Genomic DNA, 21,372 nt, shown 5'->3' with positions numbered 1-21,372 from the left:
ACCACTCAATTGGCACGCCGCAAGGGCATCATCCTCGCCGGAGGCTCCGGCACACGCCTGCATCCCGCAACGCTCGCGGTTTCAAAGCAGCTGCTGCCGGTTTATGACAAACCGATGATCTACTACCCGCTCTCCACGCTGATGCTGGCGGGCATACGGGAAATCCTGATCATCTCCACGCCCCAGGACGTACCGCGCTTCGAGCAACTGCTCGGTGACGGGAGTCGCTGGGGCCTGGAGTTGTCCTACGCCACGCAACCCAGCCCGGATGGGCTGGCGCAAGCCTTCATCATCGGCAAGGACTTCCTCGCCGGCGGTCCCTCCGCGCTGGTGCTGGGCGACAACCTCTTCCACGGCCATGAATTTGCCGATGATCTGCGCAGGGCAGGGGAGCACAGCACAGGCGCCGTTGTCTTCGCCTACCCGGTCCAGGATCCCGAACGCTATGGCGTCGTGGAATTCGACGGGGCGGGGCGCGCCATCAGCCTGGAAGAAAAGCCCCTGCGCCCCAAGAGCCGCTACGCGGTCACCGGTCTCTATTTCTACGACGAACGGGTCGTCGATGTTGCAAGCGCATTGAAGCCCAGCGTCCGCGGCGAACTCGAGATCACCGACGTCAACAAGCAGTACCTCGCCTGGGGCGAACTGGATGTGCAGGTCATGGGCCGGGGCCACGCCTGGCTCGACACCGGTACCCACGAGAGCTTGCTGGAAGCCAGCCTGTTCATCCAGACCATCGAGAAGCGGCAGGGGCTGAAGATCGCCTGTCCCGAGGAAATCGCCTGGCGGCTCGGCTGGATCGACTCGGCGGCACTGGAAGCACTGGCAGCGCCGCTGGCCAAGAACGGCTACGGCCAATACCTGAAACGTTTGCTCGAAGACAAGGTGTTCTGATGCGCGTGATTCCCACCGCGATTCCCGAGGTGCTGCTGCTCGAACCTCAAGTGTTTGGCGACAGCCGCGGCTTTTTCCTTGAAAGCTTCAACGCCAACCGGTTCGAGACGCTCACCGGCCTCTCGCTGACCTTCGTCCAGGACAACCACTCCCGCTCCAGCCGTGGCGTGCTGCGTGGAATCCATTACCAGATCCGCCAACCCCAGGGAAAACTCGTCCGCGTCGCCCGGGGCAGGGTGTTTGATGTGGCCGTGGACCTGCGTCGGAGTTCGCCGACGTTTGGCAAGTGGATCGGCGCGGAACTGAGCGACGAAAATCAACGGCAATTATGGGTTCCACCCGGATTCGGGCACGGATTCGTCGTGCTGAGCGATACCGCGGACTTTCTCTACAAGACCACCGATTACTATGCCCCGGAAGCAGAACGTTGCGTCCTGTGGAACGACCCTGCGCTGGGCATCGAGTGGCCGATCTCGGAACCGCCGCTGCTGTCAGCGAAGGATCAATCGAGCAAGCTTCTGGCCGAAGCAGAGTGTTTTCCCTGATCAGGAAGCCGCCAGTAGCGGCGACCATGCCCTCGCAGCCGCCGCTACCTGCAATTCCGGCACGAGAGATAGACGCGCCGTGACGAAGACGCAATGAAGCCAGTGGTGCGAGGGAAGAGAGAATCGACCTGATGCGCTGCGCCGCCTCTTCCGTTGGCGCAGCACGAGCGGCGGCCTCGCCCGCCTTCTCCAACCGCATCCGCATGGCGGACTTGGTCAGGGGGTGACCGGTTTCCGGGACCAGCAATGAGAGGCTGCGCAAGCCCGGCATGGAGCTCTTCCTCTGTCGAATTCGGTCCAGGAGGTCGGAAAGCGCACCAACGACCTCGATTCGGCGTTTGACAGCCGTCTTCTGCTGCGTGACGTGGAGACGGTTGTCGCACACGTCGGTTTCCCTGAACGCGCGCAGATCGCAAGGCCGCTGGCCGACGAGATGGGCGAGTTCGATCCCCTCTTGCATCGGCGCGCCGGCGTGCTCGATGAGCAGCCGCATCTCGTCATCTTCCACGTAGATGTCCCGGCCGGACTCCTTGTTCCGCTTCACCCCGGCGCACGGATTCATGGCGCGCGTGAGGCCGTTAGAACGCCCCCAGTTCCACCCGGCGGATAGCCCCGCAACCTTGCGATTCGCGCGCACCGCCCCGGCATTGTGCGGAACGGCCAGCGGCTTCCTCCCCTCCTTGATCCGCTTCTCGTTCGCTTCGGCCTTCGCGGCTCTCGTCGTCTTTAAACGCCACGCCAAGTATTGCGTTATGTGCACGGGCTCGACCTGGTCCAGCGGAGCGGCGGCCGGCGCGCTGAAGAACTTGATCAGGTTGGGGAGGGCATAGGCGATATCGTCGAGCGTCACCACACTGGAACGAACATGCAAACCCATCTCGTCGGGCGGGACACCTACGTCCGTACCACGCAGGCCTGCGGCAAGTCGGCCAGGTTCGGTAACTCGGCCGGGATCGTCGAAGGCGTCGCCGCGGCGCTGCAGATCCCGATCACGCTGGTGCCGCCGGCGGCCTGGAAGAAGTCCCAAGGGCTGGTGGGCAAGGGCAAGGACGCGGCGCACACCCGGGCGGCGCAGATTTACCCGGGCGAGCGCAGGTTCGATCTGAAGGGGAAAGGCCAAGCGCTGGCCGACGCAGTATTCATCGCACGGCACGGAGCAGGAATCCGGCATGCACAGTGACAAGTCGGCCCTCGAACGCCTCTCGGCCGCCATGACCCCCGACGACCTTTCCCACAAGCCGCGGGCATGCGACGTGGACTACGTGGGCGCGCTCGGGATGGCCGGCACGCATAACCGCCAAGGTGCGGGGGCGGCCTACGAGGCATTCAAGGCAACGGTCGAGTTGGTCCGCCACATCGGCCAGCGCCGCGCGTGGGTGCTCACCCCGATCAAGGTGCGTCGCATCGCCGAGGGCGCGCTGCGGCACTACCTCAAGCCGGCGTGCGGGTGCTGCAAGGGGAGAGGGATGCTCGGACTCGACCGCGACCAGGTCGGGAAGGCGGAGCGCGTGCGCCCGTGCGACAAGTGCGGCGGCACAGGGCGCGCTCCGCTGCCGGTCAAGAACCAGCGCGAGATCCGGGAGGTGCTGTACCTGATGGAGCAGCGCCGGCAGACGGTCGGGCAGCGGGTGCGCCGGAAGATGCGGGTGAGGGCGGAGGTGGAGTAGAAAGAGGAAATTCCTGTCGGTTATGCCACCCGGAAAATAGTTCTTGAAGCAAAGGGGCTGCCCGTCTAATACCTCAAATACAAGGCCATAACCACAGAGGGAGGATGTCATGAAGGTGCTTGCTTTGGGTGCTGCATTAGCGGTTGCCGTGGGGTCTAGCGGGTGCGCGCAATGGAATACCGCCTATCGTTCCATGGATTTCAGAGACAACTCGGGGGTAATGGTGGATGTGAAGCAGCGCGCCATCATTCAGGGAAAACGAAGTGGTAACGGGCACGCTGACGACGGGAATGGCGCTACCGTGATATGTGCTGAGCCCAGCCCGGACGCCATGTCCGCAGCCGCGGTCGAGATTGCAGCAGAAGGACAGTCACCAACTGGAAGTGGCGGGGGGCTTGGAATTGCAACCCAGGAGGGTGCCGCCTTTATCGGACTGCGAACTCAGAGTATCCAGGCGATGCGGGACCAAATGTATCGCTTGTGCGAGGCGTACCTGAACGGAGCAATCTCCAAGGGCCAGTTTGAACTTCATAGCCGTCGGCATCAGCGCTACATGGTAGCGATCATGGCAATCGAGCAGCTTACGGGAACGATCCGCTCCCCGGGTGCAGTGATCTCGACGGAAGCAAAGCTGTCCCTATCTAAGTCGATTGAGGCGTACCGCGCAGAACTGGGCAGAGTTGAAACGGACATTGCTGGACTCTCCGCCGCGCCATCTGGGGAAACCGCGGCCGAAAAGGATCTGCGCGAGGGAAAGCTAAAGCGTCTGGAAGCGGACAAGGGGCTCCTCGAAGCAGCGATTCGTGAAGCAAGGGGGGTGATGTTGGGTGGCAGCGCGGCAGGAGCGCTTTACCAGACGACAGGAGGGGCGCAAGGCGACCCTGGAGTAGCCGTTTCAAGCGCGGTAGAAGGAATCGTGCTCTCGATATTGAATGTCGACGATATGGGGGCGATGTGCCTTGAGTTCTACAATCGCTGGGGAAAACCGGGGGACGGTAGCGCAGAGGTCTTCGCTGCCTGCAACTATCATTTCCAGCGGACTAGAGACCATGATCGTCGATATGACCAGCTATTCGCTCTTGCACTGACAAAGCTGAACGCCGGCGGGCTCTCCGACGCCGAAAGAGAATCATGGCTAAGCGTCGTCGGGGGCACTGCCGGCGTGACGGCAGCGGCCGCTCAAGCTGGCGGAGCAGGGCCAGCGCTTGGGGTGCGTAACAGGCAGGTCCAAGGGGGCACCCCCCTGCAGCCGCCAGGGCTGTTCAATCTGCCCATCCCCCTGAAAGCATTGCCGCCGCCTGTCCCGGGCTCATGATTTACCGGCAACTGATCCATTAGGCAAAAGGCATAACGCCGGTATTGTAGGATTCATCTGTCCGCTTAGGCGACCTCTCTTTAAGACGACCGGCCATCGAATAACAACAATCTGCACCCTCCGGCGAGGATCATTCGCCCGGATTTTCGGTGGCTTCGCTCGCCCTCAGTTTTCGCAACGCCCGTCATGGTTCGCCCAGGCGGGCGTTTGCTTTTCGGTGCCCGCTTCGCCGCGGCGCCCTCGGATGCGTCACCCTGAGAGGAGGTGATTCCGTCCGGTTGGGATGAGAGGCCCGACAGCGCCGAGAGGCGAGTTCATCCCGCAGCCGGATCCCGACTCGACGAAGGGCATTGCCATGATCGAAGCCGACGACGACAACTGCGGCGGTTGCCGCTTCTTCAGCCGGGACGACCAGGATGGAGGCGAGTGCCGTCGCAACCCGCCTACGCCGATGTCCGATTAGGACGGCTGCTTAGCGCCTTTCCGGCTGTTCCGGTGTCGTGGTGGGGCGGGGAGTTCGCCCGGCGCTTGAACTGGGGCATCACCGTGCCGGCGCGGTTGGTACGAGACCGGGTGCTCAACTGCATCCTTATGGCGATATGGTTGTGGTTCGCGCGGTCGCGCGACTTCTTCGCCGTCCGCCGATCCCGCTGGTTCGCCGGTCCGATCCCGCACACCGCGGACGCGCGCTTTCGCCGCCGCTACGCCTGGTGCATGGTAACGGAACCTCGGTGAGGCGATCCGCCAGCGGGCCAAGTCGAAGATTGCTGCAATCGACGTTCAAGAGCGGGTCGCGCATCAGCGCACGAATCACCGCAGAAACCGGCGGCGCTGATTCAGGAGGCGATTGAACAAGCGTCCGACGTTGCGGCCGGCGTGATCGTCCGCCACCGCGCGGATACCAGTGCCAGAGCTTCGCCGTCTTCAGCGGTTGGTGCTCGGCATTCCCCACGACCCAGCCGTCAATGATCAAGGTTCCGAACACCCCGGGGTCCGAGCGGCACTCGTCGCGTGAGCGACGAACGCCGTCGATGTTCAGGCGGACCAGACGGACCTTCATACCCGCGCATTACTGTATAAAATTACAGGTTAGCGCAGTCGGTGTAGGCAGGCTAGGGGTGTTGTGCCCAACGGGCGCTCTGAATTTTGTAGAGCAAGCTGAGAATTGTAGAGCGCGGGCGAGTGTGGATAACCGGCTGAAAGCCAGTGGTGCGAGGGAAGAGACTCGAACTCTCACGCCTTGCGGCGCTGGAACCTAAATCCAGTGCGTCTACCAATTCCGCCACCCTCGCGGTTCGACGCGCGCCGCGCGCCGAGCGCGTGATTATAGCCGTGGAAGACATCAAACGGCTGTCGCACGGCGCGCCTTGACCGACTAGAACGGGGCTGGACATTCGCACGCCACGCGTTCGCCCGAGTGAGGATGCCCAAACGCCAGGAATTCGGCATGCAGCAGCAAGCGTTCCGCCTGGGCCTGCGCTGAGGGCGGCGCGTAGAGCGCATCTCCCAGGATGGGGTGGCCCAGGGCGAGCATGTGGACGCGCAGTTGATGCGAACGTCCGGTCTCCGGCATCAGCGCGATGCGCGACACCCCGCGATCCCCGTACCGCGCAATCACCTCAAAACGCGTTAGCGACGGTTTTCCAGCGTCGAAGTCAATCTTTTGCCGGGGCCGGTTGGGCCAATCGGTGAGCAGTGGCAGGTCAATCTGCCCGCTGTCGGACGTCGGCAAGCCGTCGATCATCGCGACGTAACGCTTTTCCACCAACCGATCCTGAAACAAACCGCTCAAGCGCCGGTGCGTATCCGCGTCTCGCGCGAGCACCATCAGCCCGGACGTCTCCATATCCAGCCGATGCACGATCAGCGCATCGGGAAAGTCGTGGACGACGCGACGCCACAGACAATCCTGTTTCTCTGCGCCACGCCCCGGCACGGACAGCAAACCGGACGGCTTGCTTACGACCACGAAGTGCGGATCGATGTGCAAATACTGAAGGGGATGCTCAGGCGGAGGGAGATAGACCGGATTCGACATCGGGGTGGGAATGGTTGAAGACGGGCAAGGATAGCCGTTCCGGGACATTTCGCGATTTGCTGATCAAAACCCGATACTGCCATAATTTGTATTATGTAAACTTCGACGTGCGCGCGAGTGGTTCAGGAGGCACGTCGCAATCGCGGTGGCAACGACCCCAGCTTAGGATTGCGCAGATACCTGCAAACCGCGTGAAGGTCGAACGGATCAACGCCCGCCGCTCTCAGGCGGGCTTTTTCTTTTCTGATCCGACGATACCAGGTGGAAGCAGTTGGCCGAGATGCCGGGCGCGTCATCCGCAACCGCCAGTACAGATGACGCAGATTGACAGACCATTCAGGCATCACGAAGCCCTGTCACGGTAGAGACGTTCAAGCGCACGGCGGCGGGCCTCGGGCTCCGAAATGCTCGGGGCGCGCTCCCGCTCAAAAGCTACAAGCCGGGAAACCAAAGGTGCGTCGTGGTAACAAGCGCGGTCGAGTTCATCGGGTTCGCGACAAGGCGTAGAAGATGAAGCGGGCTTGAAACCCTTTGGGATGTCCCAAGGACCGGGCTTCGGCGTGCGATTACGGGTGAAGAAATGGAGCAGACCCACACCGGCTGCGATCACCAAAAAAATAAGAAGCATCTCCATTGCATACCCCGGAACAAAGAGATGGATTCTATGGAGTGCGGAGAAAGGCGCCGTGTGATGACCGTCACAAAGCGGCCGCTGGCCGTGAAAAGATGAAAGGAACTGGACCATCTACACCATTCGGCCAAGTCGCCGGGAAAGTGATCGAACAGAGGGAACGGGCTGGATGCTGGCCCGGAAAAGCGACCGGACCAGCCCCGGCTAAATCACCCTTTGCCCGTCCCCTCCGGGGCCAGCCAAACGGCTCAAGCCGGCCCTGCCGGGTCCATCCTATGATTGCTGCCCTGCCGGATTTGGTCTGCAGCAGGCAGGTGATTGATGTGATCCGATCAATCCCGAATAGCGTTGATGCTCATTCGACAGCAGCAAGGAGAGACGCATTCGACGGCCCCGCCGGCGTGCCCGGCGCCGTGGCCGTCGAATGTCCGGGATCGTGCCAAGGGTTGAAGGGCGGGTTACGGATCAACTCCCTGCATGCTGCCGGCTCGATAAACGCATCGGTGCCCTGCTGGGTGTAGCACTTGCACTGATCACGCATCGAAACGCAGCCGGCCACGACGGGCATTGCCTTCACCTGTCTGATCGGATCATAGATCGGTGCCGTTTCCGGGCGAGTGCGAATCCTCGGCTCGAAGTCCGCCGGCGTGACGGCCCCTACCCCGGTGCCTTGCACCGTCGAACGTGTCACCGATGACGACTCTTGGCTTTTCGCCTTCGGGTACTGCTCGACCTGCGGGGGCGCGACATTACCACCGATCGCATCCGTGACGCGGCTATAGGCATTCGACCCCAGCCACGCGACAAGGCCCAAAGCTCCGACGACCAATCCCAGCTGCCAAGGCATCCGCCGAGACTGCTTGACGTGAAGCGAAGCCGACTTATAGAGGCCGAACACGTGCTTCGGGAGTTTGTAACTGCGAGTCGTCGCGGCGTCCCTGTTGGTCCGGCTGCTAGCATCCGTGGTTTCCGGCCACTCGTAGAGCTTGCGACCCGACCACATCGAACGAAGATGAATATGCTTCCCGACTAGCTCGCGGACATTCTTATCGATCAGAGTCTCCGACTGGGTGACAAGCCAGAAATCCAAACCCTTGTGACGGTGCTTTTCGAAAGCGGCCACGTGCGGCGGAACCTTGCTGCCCGAGGCCCGAGGGCGATAGACCTTCTGGGCCTCGTCTATGAAAACCAACGCGCCATCCGGGAAGGTGAAAACCGCCTCCTCAAGCTCCGGGTCCTCCTCCGAAGGCACAAGCGTAGCCCACTGAGACACGGGAGGAGCGACCTCGTGCTCGATCATCAGGTCCGGAACCCCCATGACGAACACCGGCCGAGGCGGCTCGCCAGTGCGCTCAGCCCTCGCCTTCTCGGATTGGACGAACTCATAAAGCTGGGCAATGGCGTACGCCGTCTTGCCCGCGCCGGGAGTCCCGGTAATGAGCGTGATCATGACTGCAAAACTCCGAGGCGCTTAATGGTAACCAGCGATATCGCGGTAGTAACGGCGCCGAGCCAGATGCCGACGCCATCGACAAATCCCCCGAGGGCGAGGACTGCATACACGTCGCCGGGAAGGCCACCCCACGCGTTTTGAATCAGGTTCGAGAGCTGATCCTTGACGGCCTGAAAACCCACGAAGGTAACGAACCCCACCCCGAGAGACACGGCGGCTTTTTTGGCCCAAATGCCAACACCCGCACTGATGAATGAAGCCCAACTCATGAGGCTTTCCCCGAAACGTAGAAGATGAACAGCAAAGCACCGAGAGAGGCGAGAATAAGAACGATAGGCCGCATTGAGGTAGCCAGCTGGCAAACCGGGTCCCAAGTCAAAGTGAAGGTCTGACCCGCGTGTGAAAACGTCTTTGGAGACGGACAGCTTCCGCTTGCACCGCCCTCTTGCGACCACGAAACTTCCCGCTCGTCACTGCCCAACTCCGCATCGTCTTGCGGATCGCCAAGCTCTTCACAAGCAGACGCGTCCGGATTTTCCTCGCAAGGATTCTTTTCCTCTTCCGGCTCCGCCGGAACCTGACCCGGCGCTGGCGCCGTCGTCGTCGTCGTGGTCTCGGTCGAGCCGTCCGGATTCGTCTTCGTCTGCGTATCCGTCTGAGTGATCGTTACCGTGTTCTGGCTGTAGGTAATGTTGTATGTCGTGTTATTGACAACCGTCGTGACACCGGACGGAGACGAATTCGTGGTGGTCGTGGATGGACCCGGTACGGATGCGGGACCCGAAGCAACCGGGGCTGTCTCCTCGATCACGCCGCCCCCGTCCCACGTCCTCCGAGCAACGTCAGGAGCGCCCTGCGGCGTCGATAGCAGACCGTCCCGAATCGACGTTTCAATCTCCGAGTCCGTCGCCGTGCGCGTCTCCGGAATGCACGTGCCTTGAGACCGGATATAGCCTGCAGGACAACTCAAATCGCCAGAGGACCAGTTCGTACCGACCCCGACCGATATCGTGTAAGGGTCCGGCGATCGCGTAAATACCGCCGTCACAGAACAGGACGGCGCAGGAGCGGACCCCGACGTCCTCGCCCCACAAAAAGCGCCAGCAGGCGTAGGGCCGGACACCTGCGAGGTCCATGTGTAATTCACCCCGTTCAGAGATGAATAGAGAGTCGGCCCCGGACCCGAAACCATCGCGGTAATCGTTGCCGTCTGCTCATTGACGTTATCGACTGAAATCACCGTTCCGGTAAGCCGCGCAACCGTGTAATCCCGCAAAGCGCGCTGGTACTTATCCGTCTCCGAGATGGTTCCAACGCCCGTAAAGGCGAGATCGTATTTCTTGTCCGCGTCCGCCTCTTGCGGCACCAACCAACGTTTCGAAACTTCGTCCCAAACCAGATCGATGACAATCGCAGAAACAACGCCTGGCCCCAACGCCTTGGCGACGCCCACGGCGCCCTTAGCAATCTTGCCGGCCGTCATCTGACTTTTCGAATTGATCGGAATCTCTATACCACCGAGCTTGAACCCGCTAGAACCCGTACGATCAACCCCACCGAAATTCGCAGGATCGCCTGGCCGCCACGGCTGCTCAAGAAACGGACCTAGAGCGCCCGCCGTCGCACTCCCGTTTGTCACAGTCGGAGCGAGAGACTGAGGCGCCCCGAACGCCACCGCAGAAGCAGAAGCAGACCAGAGCACCAACGTGGCGCCGAGCATCCACCCTAGCAACAGATAAACGACCGCCCGCACAGTCACATCCTGTTAGAAAGAATCCAGCAGGCCCCAGCCACCGAGGCGAAGCCAAGCCAGAAGAAAGGATCGACGAAAGAGCTCATCGAGCAGCCCTCCGCAGTGCAACGAATGTCCAGACCGTGAGCCAGACCAAACCGACCATGCCGCCCAACTCCATCCCGTCCCGAACAACCGAAGCTGGATCGCAGGCGAGAAAAGAAACATCCGGGACCGGTTGGACCTGAACGACAGCCACCCCCTGACGAGTGACCAGCTGCCAAGCCGTGTCGAATTCCACCGTCGTAATAAAAGGGGGTGACCCCGGCGTAACAACCGGAGCCACCCCGGACCACATGACAGACGCCGCATCGGTGGCGCTGCTGTAGCAGATACCGTCGAGGCGGGCGCCCATCGTGTTACTTGACCGCCCGACGCATCCAAGCGAAACCGACGATCGCGATCAGGATCGCAAACGCCAGCCCGGCGATGGTCAGCGCATCAGCCTTGGCATCGGTAAGCGCGGTCGTGACGCCCGCCGGAACTTCCGCGAAGGCGTTGCCCATGGCAACACCGAGAACAGCCGGAACGGCAGCGATGCGGGCGCCGTACTTGCGGCAGATATTGCGAGTGCTGTGCAGCATGGTGTTTCTCCGAAGGCCCAAGGAAAGGGGGCGCGATGGTCGGGCCAGCCCCGTCGCGACCGGATTGGTTGGCCGTCGTCGGCACCGCGTGCCGCCGCCGGCCCCGAATCAGGCGGCTTGCGGGGCGGACTTCTCCGCGACTTTCACCGGCAGGATCGAACGGACTTCCGCCACGATCCGACGCTCCCGATTGACGCGGATATCGAGTTCCATGGCGTAGGGACCGGGCTGGTAATGCAATTCGCCTTGGAGGAACGCTTCGGTGTAGGTCCGGTTACCATCCGGCAGCGTGACGATGCCCTCGGCGATGGTGTATTTCTTGGTACGGTCCTGTTTGCCGCTAATGATCTTGTAGGACATGAGTTCGAAAGGAAGGCGCATTTGTCATACTCCGGTGGCCGCAAGGTTAGGAACCCAAGGCGGTGCGGCTGCGTCGCTTCGGGTGATTCGGCCGTTGGTGCCAAAGCCGACTTGGAAAGGGGCGCGCTGCAGGCGCATCGCGAGGTAAAGCTCTTCGATTTCGTCGCCCGTCGCGGGCCTCGCCCATGCAGGGGCGATGACTTCGGTATAGGTACGTTCGGACTCGTCCAGCGCAAGAAAGGCCCGAATCGGTGCCACCAGCTTTTTCGGTAGCTGAGGAACGTGAATAGCCGCTAGGGCTTCTTCGACCGAGTGCCCAAGGGTCAGCAGCGCATGCACTGCCCTGCCCGCCTGCTTACGAGCGTGTTCGACGGTACGACGGATATGCGCCTCCGCGACGTGGCGGACGGTCTTAATCTGGCGCTGTTCGAGGTCATGATGTTCGAGACAGGCATAAGCACCCGCGAAGTACGGCCCGGGGTCCCTGATAGCGTCGGTCGGAATAGGTTCTCGGTTGCGGTTGCGCGTTTCGACTTCCAACCGAAACCAATTCGAATCCGGGTCGCCCTGCTCTTTCCCCTTCTCGTACCCGCGAAAAAGCCGACCCGATTCACGGCTCCCAACATAAAACGTCTTGCCCTTCCCGGAACCCATGTCATCCCACAGATGCGCCTTCGGCTCCGGGCCGCGCTTCGGCTTAAAGCCGCCGTCGCTGTACTGCTGTTTGCACCAATCGATGCTGTAGTACTGACCGTCGAAGTCATCCACAGCCAAATCAAGACGAGTGATACGGCCTTCGAGCAAATCAAGGGAATCAGCCACCTCGTCCCACGACTTGACCTGCATACAACCGGCGCCCGTCAATTCGATATGAACCGTATTGCTGTTCCCGCCGAAAGCGACAAGCCCGACCCCTTCAACGTCCATGCGGTGGGCATACCCGTTCCAGCCCTTGCCCGTTTCGATGATCCGGGTTTCAACGCCGAGCCAGCCCCGCAAAAGAATCTCGATGGTTGCTTTGACGTTACTCGGGTCCATGTGAAAGGTGACGCCGAGGAAATCAATGAAGGCGGTACTCATAACGCCAACCAACCCATATCCGACGCCACGCCGAGCAACCCGACAGCCATCCCGAACATTGCAATACCGACACCCAGCGAGAGCTCTTCAAAGACCTCAGCACAGACAAACGCGACAATCAAAGCCACCAACATGAAGAAAAAGGCACTCATTTCGCGGCCCTCGTGCGCGCATCCTGATCTTCACGCTCAATCGCATCCGCGAGATCGGAGAGCCATTGCGCATCACGGCGCAACTCATCGACCCGAATTCGCAGCTGACGAACGCTGTAGTTGATGCCCCCCGCGACCGCTTTCGCGGCCGGGAGGTGCGGGGGGCGTTGATCGTCTTGAGGCTTGCTCATGGTTCAGTTCTCCCAAACTGGTTTGAATTGGAACCGCCGCGCTACCGTCGAATCGATCGCGGCAGTGCAAGCGCAGCGCTACCGAATCAGGCCCGTATTACTAGACGGGCCTTCACGCTTGCGAGCCCTCCCCCAAATCACCTACCCCTAGGGGCGGGGGGTTTTGTTGCCGTTCTGGCAACGGTTCGCAAGTTGCCACGATGGCAACTTGTTGTCAAGCCGGCAACTGCGATCTATCGTGCGAGTCGTGCCGAAATGCCTAGGAGGTCTGAATGATCCCGATACGCCGATACTTAGACGAAGCCATCGACAAAGGCATCGTCAAGAACGACGCAGAACTTGCCGCCAAGCTGGGAGTGGCGCGCTCGACCGTGTCCAGGTGGAGAGACGGCGACCGCGCGCCGGATGAAGATCAGGCCGCAGGGCTGGCCGCTCTGTTGGATAAACCGGAAATCCTCGCAGCTTGCATGGCAACCCGCGCGAAGGTTCCAGAACACCGCGCGATGTGGGAGAGAGCCGCAAAAACCTTGAGTATGGCGGCGTCATTTACTGCCGTCATCGCTGCCAATTTGTTATTGGCACCCTCGCCCGCCAAAGCCGCGCCGTTGCTGGAAACGCAGGTACAACAGTTTGTATTATGTAAACTTCAGGATCACGCCACGGAACTCGATCAGCTCCTCGGTCAGAGTTCCCCTCGACCCCACTTCTCGGATCAGCGCCCATAGCCGCCGACCAGACACCGAACTCCTGCCTGCTATGCTGTCGGCCCCTGATTCAACGGCGGCCACATCTTGAAGAGCGCTCTCTTCGTCGACTTCGACAACGTCTATTCCGGTCTGCGCAAACTCGATCCCAGACTTGCCGATCTGTTCGCCCAGCGGCCTCAGGACTGGTTGCAGTGGCTGATCTCGTCGCTGGGGCTGCCCGACGATGCGCCGGTTGATGCCAAGCGCCGGGTGCTGGTGCGGCGCTGCTACCTTAATCCGCAGGCCTATCAGCGCTTTCGCTGGTCGTTCAACCTGGCCGGGTTCGAGATCATCGATTGCCCGGCGCTTACCAGCGAAGGCAAGACCAGCACCGACATCCACATGGTGCTCGACACCATCGACCTGCTGCAGCACGAAGCCCACTACGACGAATTCATCATCTTCTCGGCCGATGCGGACTTCACGCCGGTGCTGCGCAAGTTGCGGCGGTGGGACCGCAGGACGACCGTGCTCGCCATTGGCTTTCCGTCGGCCGCCTACCGCGCGTCGGCGGATCTGCTGATCGATGTCGACACCTTCGTGCGTGATGCGCTTGGTTATCGCGCCGAAGAAGCCGCTCCCGCCACCGCGCCGGAACCGGCGCCCACCCGCCCCAGCCAGCAGGACCTTACCCAAGGTGCCCTCACCGTCACCCTGCGCATGCTGGCCGAATCCGACGGCGCGGTGCCGCTCGCGCGCGTCGCCGCCACCATCCTTGCCCAGGTGCGGGGCATCGATGCCGAGTCGTGGGCGGGCTACGGCAGTTTCCGCAAGCTGGTCGAAAGCTGGGGGGCAGATGCGGTGTCGGCCGACTGGCGCAGCGACGGCGTCCTCTTCGATCCCAAGCGCCACCATCCCGCCAAAATGGACCCGGAACCCGTCGCCGCCGGTCTGGCGGAACTGCCCGAACTGATCAAGCAGGAGGTGGCCCGCTCGCCGGAACCGGTGCCCTGCGCGCGTCTCGCCCAGGTGCTGATGACCCGCAGCGCCGGCATCACCGCGGACTGGAACGGCATGGGCTCGTTCCGGCGCTTCATCGAATCCCTCGATTTGTCGCCGCTGCGCTTCAACTGGAGCGGCTCGGGCGGGCACTGCTACGACCCCGCGCGCCACGGCAATGCGCCCGGCACCGGCGCCGAGCGGGAATCCGCCCCCACGCCCTGGAGCAACGACACCGACCTGCTGCCGATCGCAACCCAGATCCACGATGCCACCGGCGCACCGCTGTTGCCCCCGCAAACCTACAAGGCGCTGTTCCAGCACATTGCCAGCGATGTCGCCGCGTCCGCGTTCGAACTCAACGAGACCGGCAAGCGCGTGCGCGACCAGATGCGCGCCGACGGCTACGTCATCGCCCGCTCGGACGTCACCTGGGTGTTGCGCGGCCTGCTGTTCCGCAGTCATGTTTTCGGCCGGGACGACGACGCGCCCGAAAACCTCGCGAAGAAGACCGCCAACAACATCCGCTCACTCTGTCTGCGCGAGCAGCTGGTGCTCGATCAGACGGTCGAAGGCGCGATCGTGCGCTGGATCCGCAACGGCGCCAGCGTCTAGCGCGTCCACGCAAAAAATCCCATCCGGCACCAAAGCCGGATGGGCAGAAAACCGACGGTCACAGTGAGAGGAGAGGGAGAGAAGCGTCCGCCGGTCGATAAGCCAGTTGTGTCAAGGCGCCTGTCGGGCGCGCGCCGCAACCTCCGCCTGCCGCATCACACTGCCCGGCACGCCGCCGATGGCCCAGTTCTCCGGCGTCACCGGCACGATGCCGCCGCGCACCAGCGCGCGGTCAACACCGAGCAGCCGCTCGACGATGTCGGTAAAGCCGGTCAGCAGGCGCTGGCGATCCGCCAGCGAGCGCCCTTCCATGACGATGAAGCTGAAGTACGGTGCCCGGCGGTCCTCGCGGCACAGCGGCACACCGCCCACCGCCACGAGTTCCGGCCGGTACAGCTGGATGAATACCCGCACGCGGTCGATCGGGCAGGCGAGCACTTCGGCGAAGAAGCGGCTGGATTCCGCCAGCAGCGCCTCGTGCTGTTCCACCGTGTACTGCCCTTCGGCAAGATGAAAATGCAGGATGGGCATCGCCGCCTCCTCAGGGCAGGCCGCGGCGACGGCCGGCGTCCAGCATCAGCGTGGAACCGGTCATCGCGTCGGCTTCGGGCGCCAGCAGCAGCGATACCGCCCAGGCCACCTGCTCCGGCGTGGTCAGCGCGCCGATCGAGGATTCACTGCGCATTTCATCCAGCACCGCATCCACGCTGATGCCGCGCAGCGCGGCCCGGTCGGCGGCAACACGGTGCAGGCGCTCGGTGTCGGCCGGGCCGGGGGCGATGGTGTGGGCGGTGATGCCGCGCTCGCCGTAGGCCAGGCTCAACTGGCGCACCACGTTCATCAGCGCCGCGTTGGCCACCCCGGCGGCCGCCGCATAGGCGGTTGGCTCCAGGCCATAGTGCCCGCCGATGGCGACGATGCGCCCTCCCCTCGCCAGCCGGTCATCGACCGCCCGCACCAGGCGCAGCAACCCGCCCACCTTGATGTTCACCGCCTCGGTCATCGATGCCGTCGGTGCGCTGAGGATGCCGCCCGCCACCGCCACCCCGGGGCCGTGCACCACCATCCGCACCGGCCCATCGACCGCGGCGCCGATCGCCGCGATGGCGCTGTCCGACGCGATGTCGGCGGCGCACGCCCGCAGGCCCGGGCAGCGCTCGCGCAGTGCGTCCAGCGCATCCACCGAGCGCGCCACCGCCACCACCGCCAGCCCCTGCCCCACCAGCCGCGAGACGATGGCCTGGCCGAAAGCGCCGGTGGCGCCGACGACAACCGCCGTTTCCTGTTGTGATTTCATGCGTTTTCGTCCTTCCGGTGGCAACTCAGGTGAGCACGGTCAGGAAGCTTTCGCGCGGGATGTTGTCCTGCGCAAAGGTCGCCGCCCCCAGCTCGCTGGTGTCCCAGGTCAGCGTCGGCGTGTCCGGGTAATGCACATAGCCGCCGGAGAAAACCTCGTTGCGATTGCCCGAGGGGTCGAAGAAATAGATGGTCGCGCCGCGGGTCACGCCGTGGCGATTCGGGCCCACGTCGACCGGAATGCGGTACTTGCCGATGAGGTCTGCGGCGTGGATCACGTCGTAGGTCGATTCCAGCAGGAAGGACACATGATGGAAGCGCGCCTCCTCCGGCTGCAGCACGAAGGCGACGTCGTGCGGCTTGGTGGAACAGCTGAGGAAGAGCGCGAGCGAGGCCTCGCTATCGACGTCGATCAGGCGCTCGCTCAGGTCGAACTCGAACACCTCGCGGAACAGCCGCGCGTTCTGGTCGATGTTGGGCCCGCCCAGCAGGCAGTGGTCCAGCCGGTTGATGCGGAAGCCACGGATCACGCCTTCGTCCGGCATCACGCCCGGATTGCGTGTGCCCAGCGTGTTGCCGATCTGCTCCTTGTGGGCGTAGAGCTGCATCAGGTGCCCGCTCGGCAGGCGGAACTGCAGCCGGCGCCCGGAGTACGGATACACGCCCGCGGCGATGTGCTCCACCTTCAACCCGAAGGCCTCGATCTTGGGCGCCAGTTCGGTGAGCGTGGCGTCGTCATAGACCTTGAAGGCGAAGTAGTCCATGCCCGCGGAATCGGCCTCGCGCAGCACCAGGCAGTGGTGATCGTGCTCGTCCCACGCCTTGTAATAGACCCGCCCGCCCTCGCCCTGCATGACTTCGTGCAGTCCCAGGCGGCGACCGTAGTGTTCGCGTGCGGCGGCCAGGTCGAGTACGCGGATCGCGACTTCGCCGAGCCGCAGCAGACCTCGTAGTGCCATGTTGTTGTCTCCTCTGTTGTTGGTTTGGATGCGCAATGCGTCCCGGCACCGCCGGTTGCCTTTCCCCCTCCCCTTCAAGGGGGCGTAGGCGGGGTTTCGCAGAGCACCGCTCTGCGCCGCCGGAGCGAAGCGGAGACTCCTGGCTGGGGTGGGGATGGGGTTAATCAGCGCCTGTTAGAACCCCATCCCCATCCCAACCTTCCCCTTGAAGGGGAAGGGGCTACACCCGTGGCCCGCTGAAGTTCATCCTCAATCCAGCCAGCGCTTCCGGCTGTGTCAGGCCGCACTCACCCCGCGCTCCCGCGCCATCGTCATCGCGGTGTCCTGGATCATGTCTTCCTGCCCGCCGATCATCTTCTTTCTGCCCAGCTCGACCAGGATGTCCCGCGCCGGCACCCCAAAGCGCTCCGCCGCACGCTTCGCATGCAACAGGAAGGTGGAATACACCCCCGCAAACCCCAGCGTCAGCGATTCCCGATCCACGCGGACCATGTGGTCCATCATCGGCACGATCACGTCCTCGGCCACGTCCATCAGCTTGAAGAGATCGACGCCGGTTTCGATGCCCATGCGCTCGCACACCGCGGCGAACACTTCCAGCGGCGTGTTGCCGGCGCCGGCGCCCAGGCCGGCCACCGAGCCATCGATGCGAGTCGCGCCGGCCTCGATCGCGGCGATCGAATTGGCGATGCCCATGCCCAGGTTGTGATGGCCGTGGAAGCCGATCTCGGTTTCCGGGTTCAGCACCTCGCGCAGCGCGCGCACGCGGGCGGTGACGTCGGCGGGCAGCATGTAGCCGGCGGAGTCGGTCACATACACCGTGTTCGCGCCGTAGGACTCCATCAGCTTGCCCTGCTGGGCGATGCCGGCGGCGTCGTTGAGGTGGGACATCATCAGGAAGCCGGTGGTGTCCATGCCCAGCTTGCGGGCGAAGGCGATGTGCTGGGGCGCGGTATCGGCCTCAGTGCAGTGGGTGGCCACGTGCACGCTGCGGGCGCCGGCGTCATAGGCGGCCTGCAGCTCGCGCATGGTGCCCAGGCCGGGAATCAGCAGCACCGACACCTTGGCCTGCTTCATCCGCGACGCCACCGCGGCGATGTATTCCTCGTTGCTCGCCAGCGCAAAGCCGTGCTGCAGCGAATTGCCGCCCAGGCCGGCCCCGTGGGTCACCTGCAGGTAGGGAATGCCGGCGTCGTCCAGCGCGGTGGCCACCTTCACCATCTGCTCCACGCTGATCTGCTCGCGCTTGGCGTGCATGCCGTCGCGCAGACACATGTCGTGCAGGACGACCTTGCGCCCCTTCAGGTTCGATTCGCTCATCACGCCACCTCCACGGTCTTCAGCTTGATCTTTCCGGCGAGGATCTCCTCGGCGAACATCTCGGCGGTGCGGGTCGCGGCCGCGGTCATGATGTCCAGATTGCCGGCGTACTTCGGCAGGTAGTCGCCCAGGCCGGCGACCTCCATGAACACCGAGACCTTGTTGCCGTCGTAGCTCGGCCCGTTCACCAGCCGGTAGCCGGGCACGTATTTCTGCACTTCACCGATCATCTGCAGGATGGATTCGGTGATGCGCGCCTGGTCGGGCGCCGACTCGGTGAGGCAGTAGATGGTGTTGCGCATGATCAGCGGCGGCTCGGCCGGGTTGATGATGGCCAGCGCCTTGCCCTTCTTCGCGCCGCCGACCTTCTCGATGGCCGACGAGGTGGTGTAGGTGAATTCGTCCAGATTGGCGCGGGTACCGGGCCCCACCGACTTCGACGCCAGGCTGGCAACGATTTCGGCGTATTCCACGCCCTGCACGCGCGACACCGCATTGACGATGGGAATCGTCGCCTGCCCGGCGCAGGAGATCATGTTCACGTTCATCTCCACGCGGTCGGCATGCTGGCGCAGGTTCACCGGCGGCACGCACAGCGGGCCGATGGCGGCGGGCGTCAGGTCGATCATCATCACGCCCAGCTCGTTGAGCTTGCGCGAGTTCTCCGCATGCACATAGGCGCTGGTGGCGTCGAAGGCGATCTGGATGCCATCTTCCAGCACATGCGGCAGCAGGCCGTCCACGCCCTCGGCGGTAGTCTTGAGGCCGAGTTCGCGGGCGCGGGCCAGTCCCTCGGACGCCGGGTCGATGCCCACCATCCACACCGGCTCCAGCACCGGGCTGCGCTTCACCTTGTAGATCAGGTCGGTGCCGATGTTGCCCGAGCCGATCAGGGCGCACTTGATCTTCTTCATTGCTGTTCCTCCGCGGCGGCGCGCTGTGCCGCTGCGCGCTGGGCCATGTTCATGCCGCCGACGAAGAACTCCTCGTCGCCGTGTTCGGTAATCAGGATCCGCACGCTGTCGTGCTTCACCCCCAGGCTGCGCGTCACCGCCTCGGTAACGGCCTGCGCCACCGCCCGCTTCTGCTCGACGGTGCGCCCCTCCATCAGGTGCATCTCGATGATTGGCATGTCTCCCCCTTGAAATCGCTCAGGCCACGAAGCGCATCGACACGCTGCCCAGTTCCTGGAAGCGCGCGACCACGCTGTCGCCCGGCTGCACCGCAATCGCCTCGGTAATGCCGCCGCTCATCACGAAGCTGCCGGCGGGCAGCGTCTCGCCCAGGTCGGCGAGGATGTTCACCAGCATCGCGATCGCCTCCGCCGGATGGCCGAGCACCGCCGCCGAGGCGCCCATCGCGACGATCTCGCCGTTCTTTTCCAGCACCACCCCGAGCGTGCGCAGGTCCAGTTCCTCGACATAGCGCGCCCGCCCGCCGCCGACGAAGCGCGCCGACGAACCGTTGTCGGCGATCACGCTGGGCAGGTCGAACTTGAAGCCGGCAAAGCGCGAATCGATGATCTCCACCGCCGGCAGCACGTAGTCGGTGGCCGCCAGCACGTCCGCCGCGGTGCAGCCGGGGCCGCGCAGTTCGCGCTTCATCACGAAGGCCACCTCGCACTCGACGCGGGGATGCACCAGGTCGGCGGTGGAAATCGCGGCGTTCTCCGGGCGCGCCATGCGGTCGGTCAGGAAGCCGATGGAGGGCACATCCACGCCCATCTGCTTCATCTTCGCCTTCGAGGTCAGCCCCGCCTTCCAGCCCACCAGCCGATGGCCCTGGGCGAGGTAGCGGCGGCGCAGTTCGCTCTGCACCGCGTAGCCGTCGGCGATGGTCATCGCCGGGTATTCGTCGGTGAGTTTGGGGATGGCGTAGGCGCGGGTCTGCGCACCTTCCACGCGTTCGCACAGGCGCACGATGTCCTCGCGCGACAGGGTCAGGTTCTGGCTCATACCGCGCTCCTCCCCGCGAACTTCACCCGGCAGCTACCGAGCCCGCCCACGGTGCACACCAGTTCGTCGCCATCGGCCACCGGCACCAGCGCCGACTGCGAACCGGACAAAATCACCTCGCCGGCCTTGAACGGAATCCCCAACTCGCCCAGCGTGTTGGCCAACCAGGCCACCGCATTGGCCGGCGAACCCTGCACCGCGGCGCCGACGCCGGTGGAGAACAGCTCGCCGTTCTTCTCCAGCACCATCCCGGCCAGCGTGATGTCCAGCTTGCGCGGGTCGCCCTTGGTCTTGCCGAGCACATACACCCCGCAGGAGGCGTTGTCCGCCACCGTGTCCTGGATGCGGATCTTCCAGTCGGTGATGCGCGAATCGACGATCTCGAAGCAAGGCACCACGTAGTCGGTGGCGCGGATCACGTCCATCGCGGTCACGCCCGGCCCCTGCAGGTCCTCCTTCAGCACAAAGGCCAGCTCGGCCTCCGCCTTGGGCTGGATCAGCGTATCCAGCGGCAGCGTGTCACCTTCCTGATAGACCATGCCCGAGGTGAGCTGGCCGAAGTCCGGCTGGAACACGCCCAGGAAGTCCTGCACCGGCTTGCTGGTCACGCCGATCTTCTTGCCGACGATGGTCTCGCCGGCCTGCACCCGCCGCGCCACGTAGCGCTGCTGGATGCGGTAGGCATCGTCCAGGGTAATGTCCGGCTCCTGCTCGAGCAGCGGCGGAATGGTGCGGCGCGCCCGCCACGCTTCGTAGAGCGCGTCGCCGTAGTGCTGGATCTTTTCCTCGTTCATGAGTCCCTCTGTGGGTGGGGGATGGAAGTGGTGTGGGTTTTCCCCT

At 63.5% G+C, this 21,372-nt stretch carries 25 protein-coding genes and 1 tRNA gene; 7 read left to right on the top strand and 19 right to left on the bottom strand.

Annotated features, from left to right (window positions below):
* The first annotated feature begins 9 nt into the window (after positions 1-9).
* The 5 genes from rfbA to dqs_RS20775 all read left to right on the top strand — a co-directional run bounded on the left by rfbA (position 10) and on the right by dqs_RS20775 (position 4,421).
* Entirely contained in the window at positions 10-894 is an 885-nt protein-coding gene (rfbA, locus tag dqs_RS09965) for a glucose-1-phosphate thymidylyltransferase RfbA (RefSeq protein ID WP_065340377.1), read from the top strand.
* On the top strand, positions 894-1,439 hold the full coding sequence (rfbC, locus tag dqs_RS09960; RefSeq protein ID WP_065340376.1) for a dTDP-4-dehydrorhamnose 3,5-epimerase: 546 nt from the start codon (positions 894-896) through the stop codon (positions 1,437-1,439). Before rfbA ends, rfbC begins: the two co-directional genes overlap by 1 nt.
* Before the next feature lie 865 nt (positions 1,440-2,304).
* Complete coding sequence (locus dqs_RS09950; RefSeq protein WP_065340374.1) at positions 2,305-2,619, top strand: RuvC family protein; 315 nt, start codon at positions 2,305-2,307, stop codon at positions 2,617-2,619.
* On the top strand, positions 2,609-3,106 hold the full coding sequence (locus dqs_RS09945; RefSeq protein WP_065340373.1) for a hypothetical protein: 498 nt from the start codon (positions 2,609-2,611) through the stop codon (positions 3,104-3,106). The genes dqs_RS09950 and dqs_RS09945 overlap by 11 nt, the downstream gene beginning before the upstream one ends.
* A gap of 109 nt (positions 3,107-3,215) precedes the next feature.
* Positions 3,216-4,421 (top strand): hypothetical protein, encoded by a 1,206-nt coding sequence (locus tag dqs_RS20775; protein ID WP_157108177.1) that lies wholly within the window; start codon positions 3,216-3,218, stop codon positions 4,419-4,421.
* A gap of 1,207 nt (positions 4,422-5,628) precedes the next feature.
* On the opposite strand, the gene dqs_RS09935 is transcribed toward dqs_RS20775, so the two are convergent.
* The 11 genes from dqs_RS09935 to dqs_RS09895 form a co-directional block, all read right to left on the bottom strand.
* Positions 5,629-5,713 (bottom strand) — tRNA-Leu (locus tag dqs_RS09935).
* Between the two features lie 83 nt (positions 5,714-5,796).
* Positions 5,797-6,459, bottom strand: coding sequence for a pseudouridine synthase (locus dqs_RS09930; protein WP_065340371.1), 663 nt, complete (start codon positions 6,457-6,459; stop codon positions 5,797-5,799).
* 343 nt (positions 6,460-6,802) lie between these two features.
* Positions 6,803-7,093: a hypothetical protein gene (locus dqs_RS20770; RefSeq protein ID WP_157108176.1), complete on the bottom strand. Its 291-nt coding sequence runs from the start codon at positions 7,091-7,093 to the stop codon at positions 6,803-6,805.
* A 352-nt stretch (positions 7,094-7,445) separates the two neighbouring features.
* On the bottom strand, positions 7,446-8,540 hold the full coding sequence (locus tag dqs_RS09925; RefSeq protein WP_065340370.1) for a zonular occludens toxin family protein: 1,095 nt from the start codon (positions 8,538-8,540) through the stop codon (positions 7,446-7,448).
* Positions 8,537-8,812 (bottom strand): DUF2523 family protein, encoded by a 276-nt coding sequence (locus dqs_RS09920; RefSeq protein ID WP_065340369.1) that lies wholly within the window; start codon positions 8,810-8,812, stop codon positions 8,537-8,539. Before dqs_RS09920 ends, dqs_RS09925 begins: the two co-directional genes overlap by 4 nt.
* Entirely contained in the window at positions 8,809-10,026 is a 1,218-nt protein-coding gene (locus dqs_RS20765) for a virulence factor TspB C-terminal domain-related protein (protein WP_169823513.1), read from the bottom strand. Before dqs_RS20765 ends, dqs_RS09920 begins: the two co-directional genes overlap by 4 nt.
* 668 nt (positions 10,027-10,694) lie before the next feature.
* Complete coding sequence (locus dqs_RS09910; RefSeq protein ID WP_065340367.1) at positions 10,695-10,919, bottom strand: major capsid protein; 225 nt, start codon at positions 10,917-10,919, stop codon at positions 10,695-10,697.
* 108 nt (positions 10,920-11,027) lie between these two features.
* Positions 11,028-11,279, bottom strand: coding sequence for a hypothetical protein (locus dqs_RS09905; protein WP_169823512.1), 252 nt, complete (start codon positions 11,277-11,279; stop codon positions 11,028-11,030).
* 24 nt (positions 11,280-11,303) lie between these two features.
* Complete coding sequence (locus tag dqs_RS09900) at positions 11,304-12,359, bottom strand: replication initiation factor domain-containing protein (protein ID WP_065340365.1); 1,056 nt, start codon at positions 12,357-12,359, stop codon at positions 11,304-11,306.
* A complete protein-coding gene (locus dqs_RS20760) occupies positions 12,356-12,511 on the bottom strand; it encodes a hypothetical protein (RefSeq protein ID WP_157108174.1) in 156 nt (51 codons plus the stop codon). The genes dqs_RS09900 and dqs_RS20760 overlap by 4 nt, the downstream gene beginning before the upstream one ends.
* Positions 12,508-12,702: a hypothetical protein gene (locus dqs_RS09895; RefSeq protein WP_065340364.1), complete on the bottom strand. Its 195-nt coding sequence runs from the start codon at positions 12,700-12,702 to the stop codon at positions 12,508-12,510. Before dqs_RS09895 ends, dqs_RS20760 begins: the two co-directional genes overlap by 4 nt.
* Before the next feature lie 272 nt (positions 12,703-12,974).
* On the opposite strand from dqs_RS09895, the gene dqs_RS09890 reads away from it, so the two are divergent.
* Both dqs_RS09890 and dqs_RS09885 read left to right on the top strand, forming a co-directional pair.
* The gene (locus tag dqs_RS09890) at positions 12,975-13,427 is read left to right on the top strand and encodes a DUF3693 domain-containing protein (RefSeq protein ID WP_065340363.1); all 453 of its coding nucleotides are present in this window, start codon (positions 12,975-12,977) and stop codon (positions 13,425-13,427) included.
* Positions 13,428-13,493: 66 nt separating this feature from the next.
* On the top strand, positions 13,494-15,002 hold the full coding sequence (locus dqs_RS09885) for an NYN domain-containing protein (protein ID WP_065340362.1): 1,509 nt from the start codon (positions 13,494-13,496) through the stop codon (positions 15,000-15,002).
* A gap of 111 nt (positions 15,003-15,113) precedes the next feature.
* On the opposite strand, the gene dqs_RS09880 is transcribed toward dqs_RS09885, so the two are convergent.
* The 8 genes from dqs_RS09880 to dmpE all read right to left on the bottom strand — a co-directional run bounded on the left by dqs_RS09880 (position 15,114) and on the right by dmpE (position 21,326).
* Positions 15,114-15,533 (bottom strand): tautomerase family protein, encoded by a 420-nt coding sequence (locus dqs_RS09880; RefSeq protein ID WP_065340361.1) that lies wholly within the window; start codon positions 15,531-15,533, stop codon positions 15,114-15,116.
* Between the two features lie 10 nt (positions 15,534-15,543).
* A complete protein-coding gene (locus dqs_RS09875; protein WP_065340360.1) occupies positions 15,544-16,299 on the bottom strand; it encodes an SDR family NAD(P)-dependent oxidoreductase in 756 nt (251 codons plus the stop codon).
* A gap of 25 nt (positions 16,300-16,324) precedes the next feature.
* Positions 16,325-17,257: a catechol 2,3-dioxygenase gene (locus dqs_RS09870; protein ID WP_065340359.1), complete on the bottom strand. Its 933-nt coding sequence runs from the start codon at positions 17,255-17,257 to the stop codon at positions 16,325-16,327.
* Between the two features lie 276 nt (positions 17,258-17,533).
* The gene (gene dmpG / locus dqs_RS09865; RefSeq protein WP_065340358.1) at positions 17,534-18,577 is read right to left on the bottom strand and encodes a 4-hydroxy-2-oxovalerate aldolase; all 1,044 of its coding nucleotides are present in this window, start codon (positions 18,575-18,577) and stop codon (positions 17,534-17,536) included.
* On the bottom strand, positions 18,577-19,491 hold the full coding sequence (locus dqs_RS09860; RefSeq protein ID WP_065340357.1) for an acetaldehyde dehydrogenase (acetylating): 915 nt from the start codon (positions 19,489-19,491) through the stop codon (positions 18,577-18,579). The genes dmpG and dqs_RS09860 overlap by 1 nt, the downstream gene beginning before the upstream one ends.
* A complete protein-coding gene (locus tag dqs_RS09855; RefSeq protein WP_011765588.1) occupies positions 19,488-19,709 on the bottom strand; it encodes a tautomerase family protein in 222 nt (73 codons plus the stop codon). Before dqs_RS09855 ends, dqs_RS09860 begins: the two co-directional genes overlap by 4 nt.
* Before the next feature lie 19 nt (positions 19,710-19,728).
* On the bottom strand, positions 19,729-20,532 hold the full coding sequence (gene dmpH / locus dqs_RS09850; RefSeq protein WP_065340356.1) for a 2-oxo-3-hexenedioate decarboxylase: 804 nt from the start codon (positions 20,530-20,532) through the stop codon (positions 19,729-19,731).
* Entirely contained in the window at positions 20,529-21,326 is a 798-nt protein-coding gene (gene dmpE / locus dqs_RS09845; protein WP_065340355.1) for a 2-oxopent-4-enoate hydratase, read from the bottom strand. The genes dmpH and dmpE overlap by 4 nt, the downstream gene beginning before the upstream one ends.
* Positions 21,327-21,372: the final 46 nt, after the last annotated feature.

This window comes from Azoarcus olearius (genome assembly GCF_001682385.1).
Lineage (GTDB): Bacteria > Pseudomonadota > Gammaproteobacteria > Burkholderiales > Rhodocyclaceae > Azoarcus > Azoarcus olearius.
Note: the sequence above shows the minus strand (reverse complement) of the source record. Positions and strands in the feature narration are given on the sequence as shown.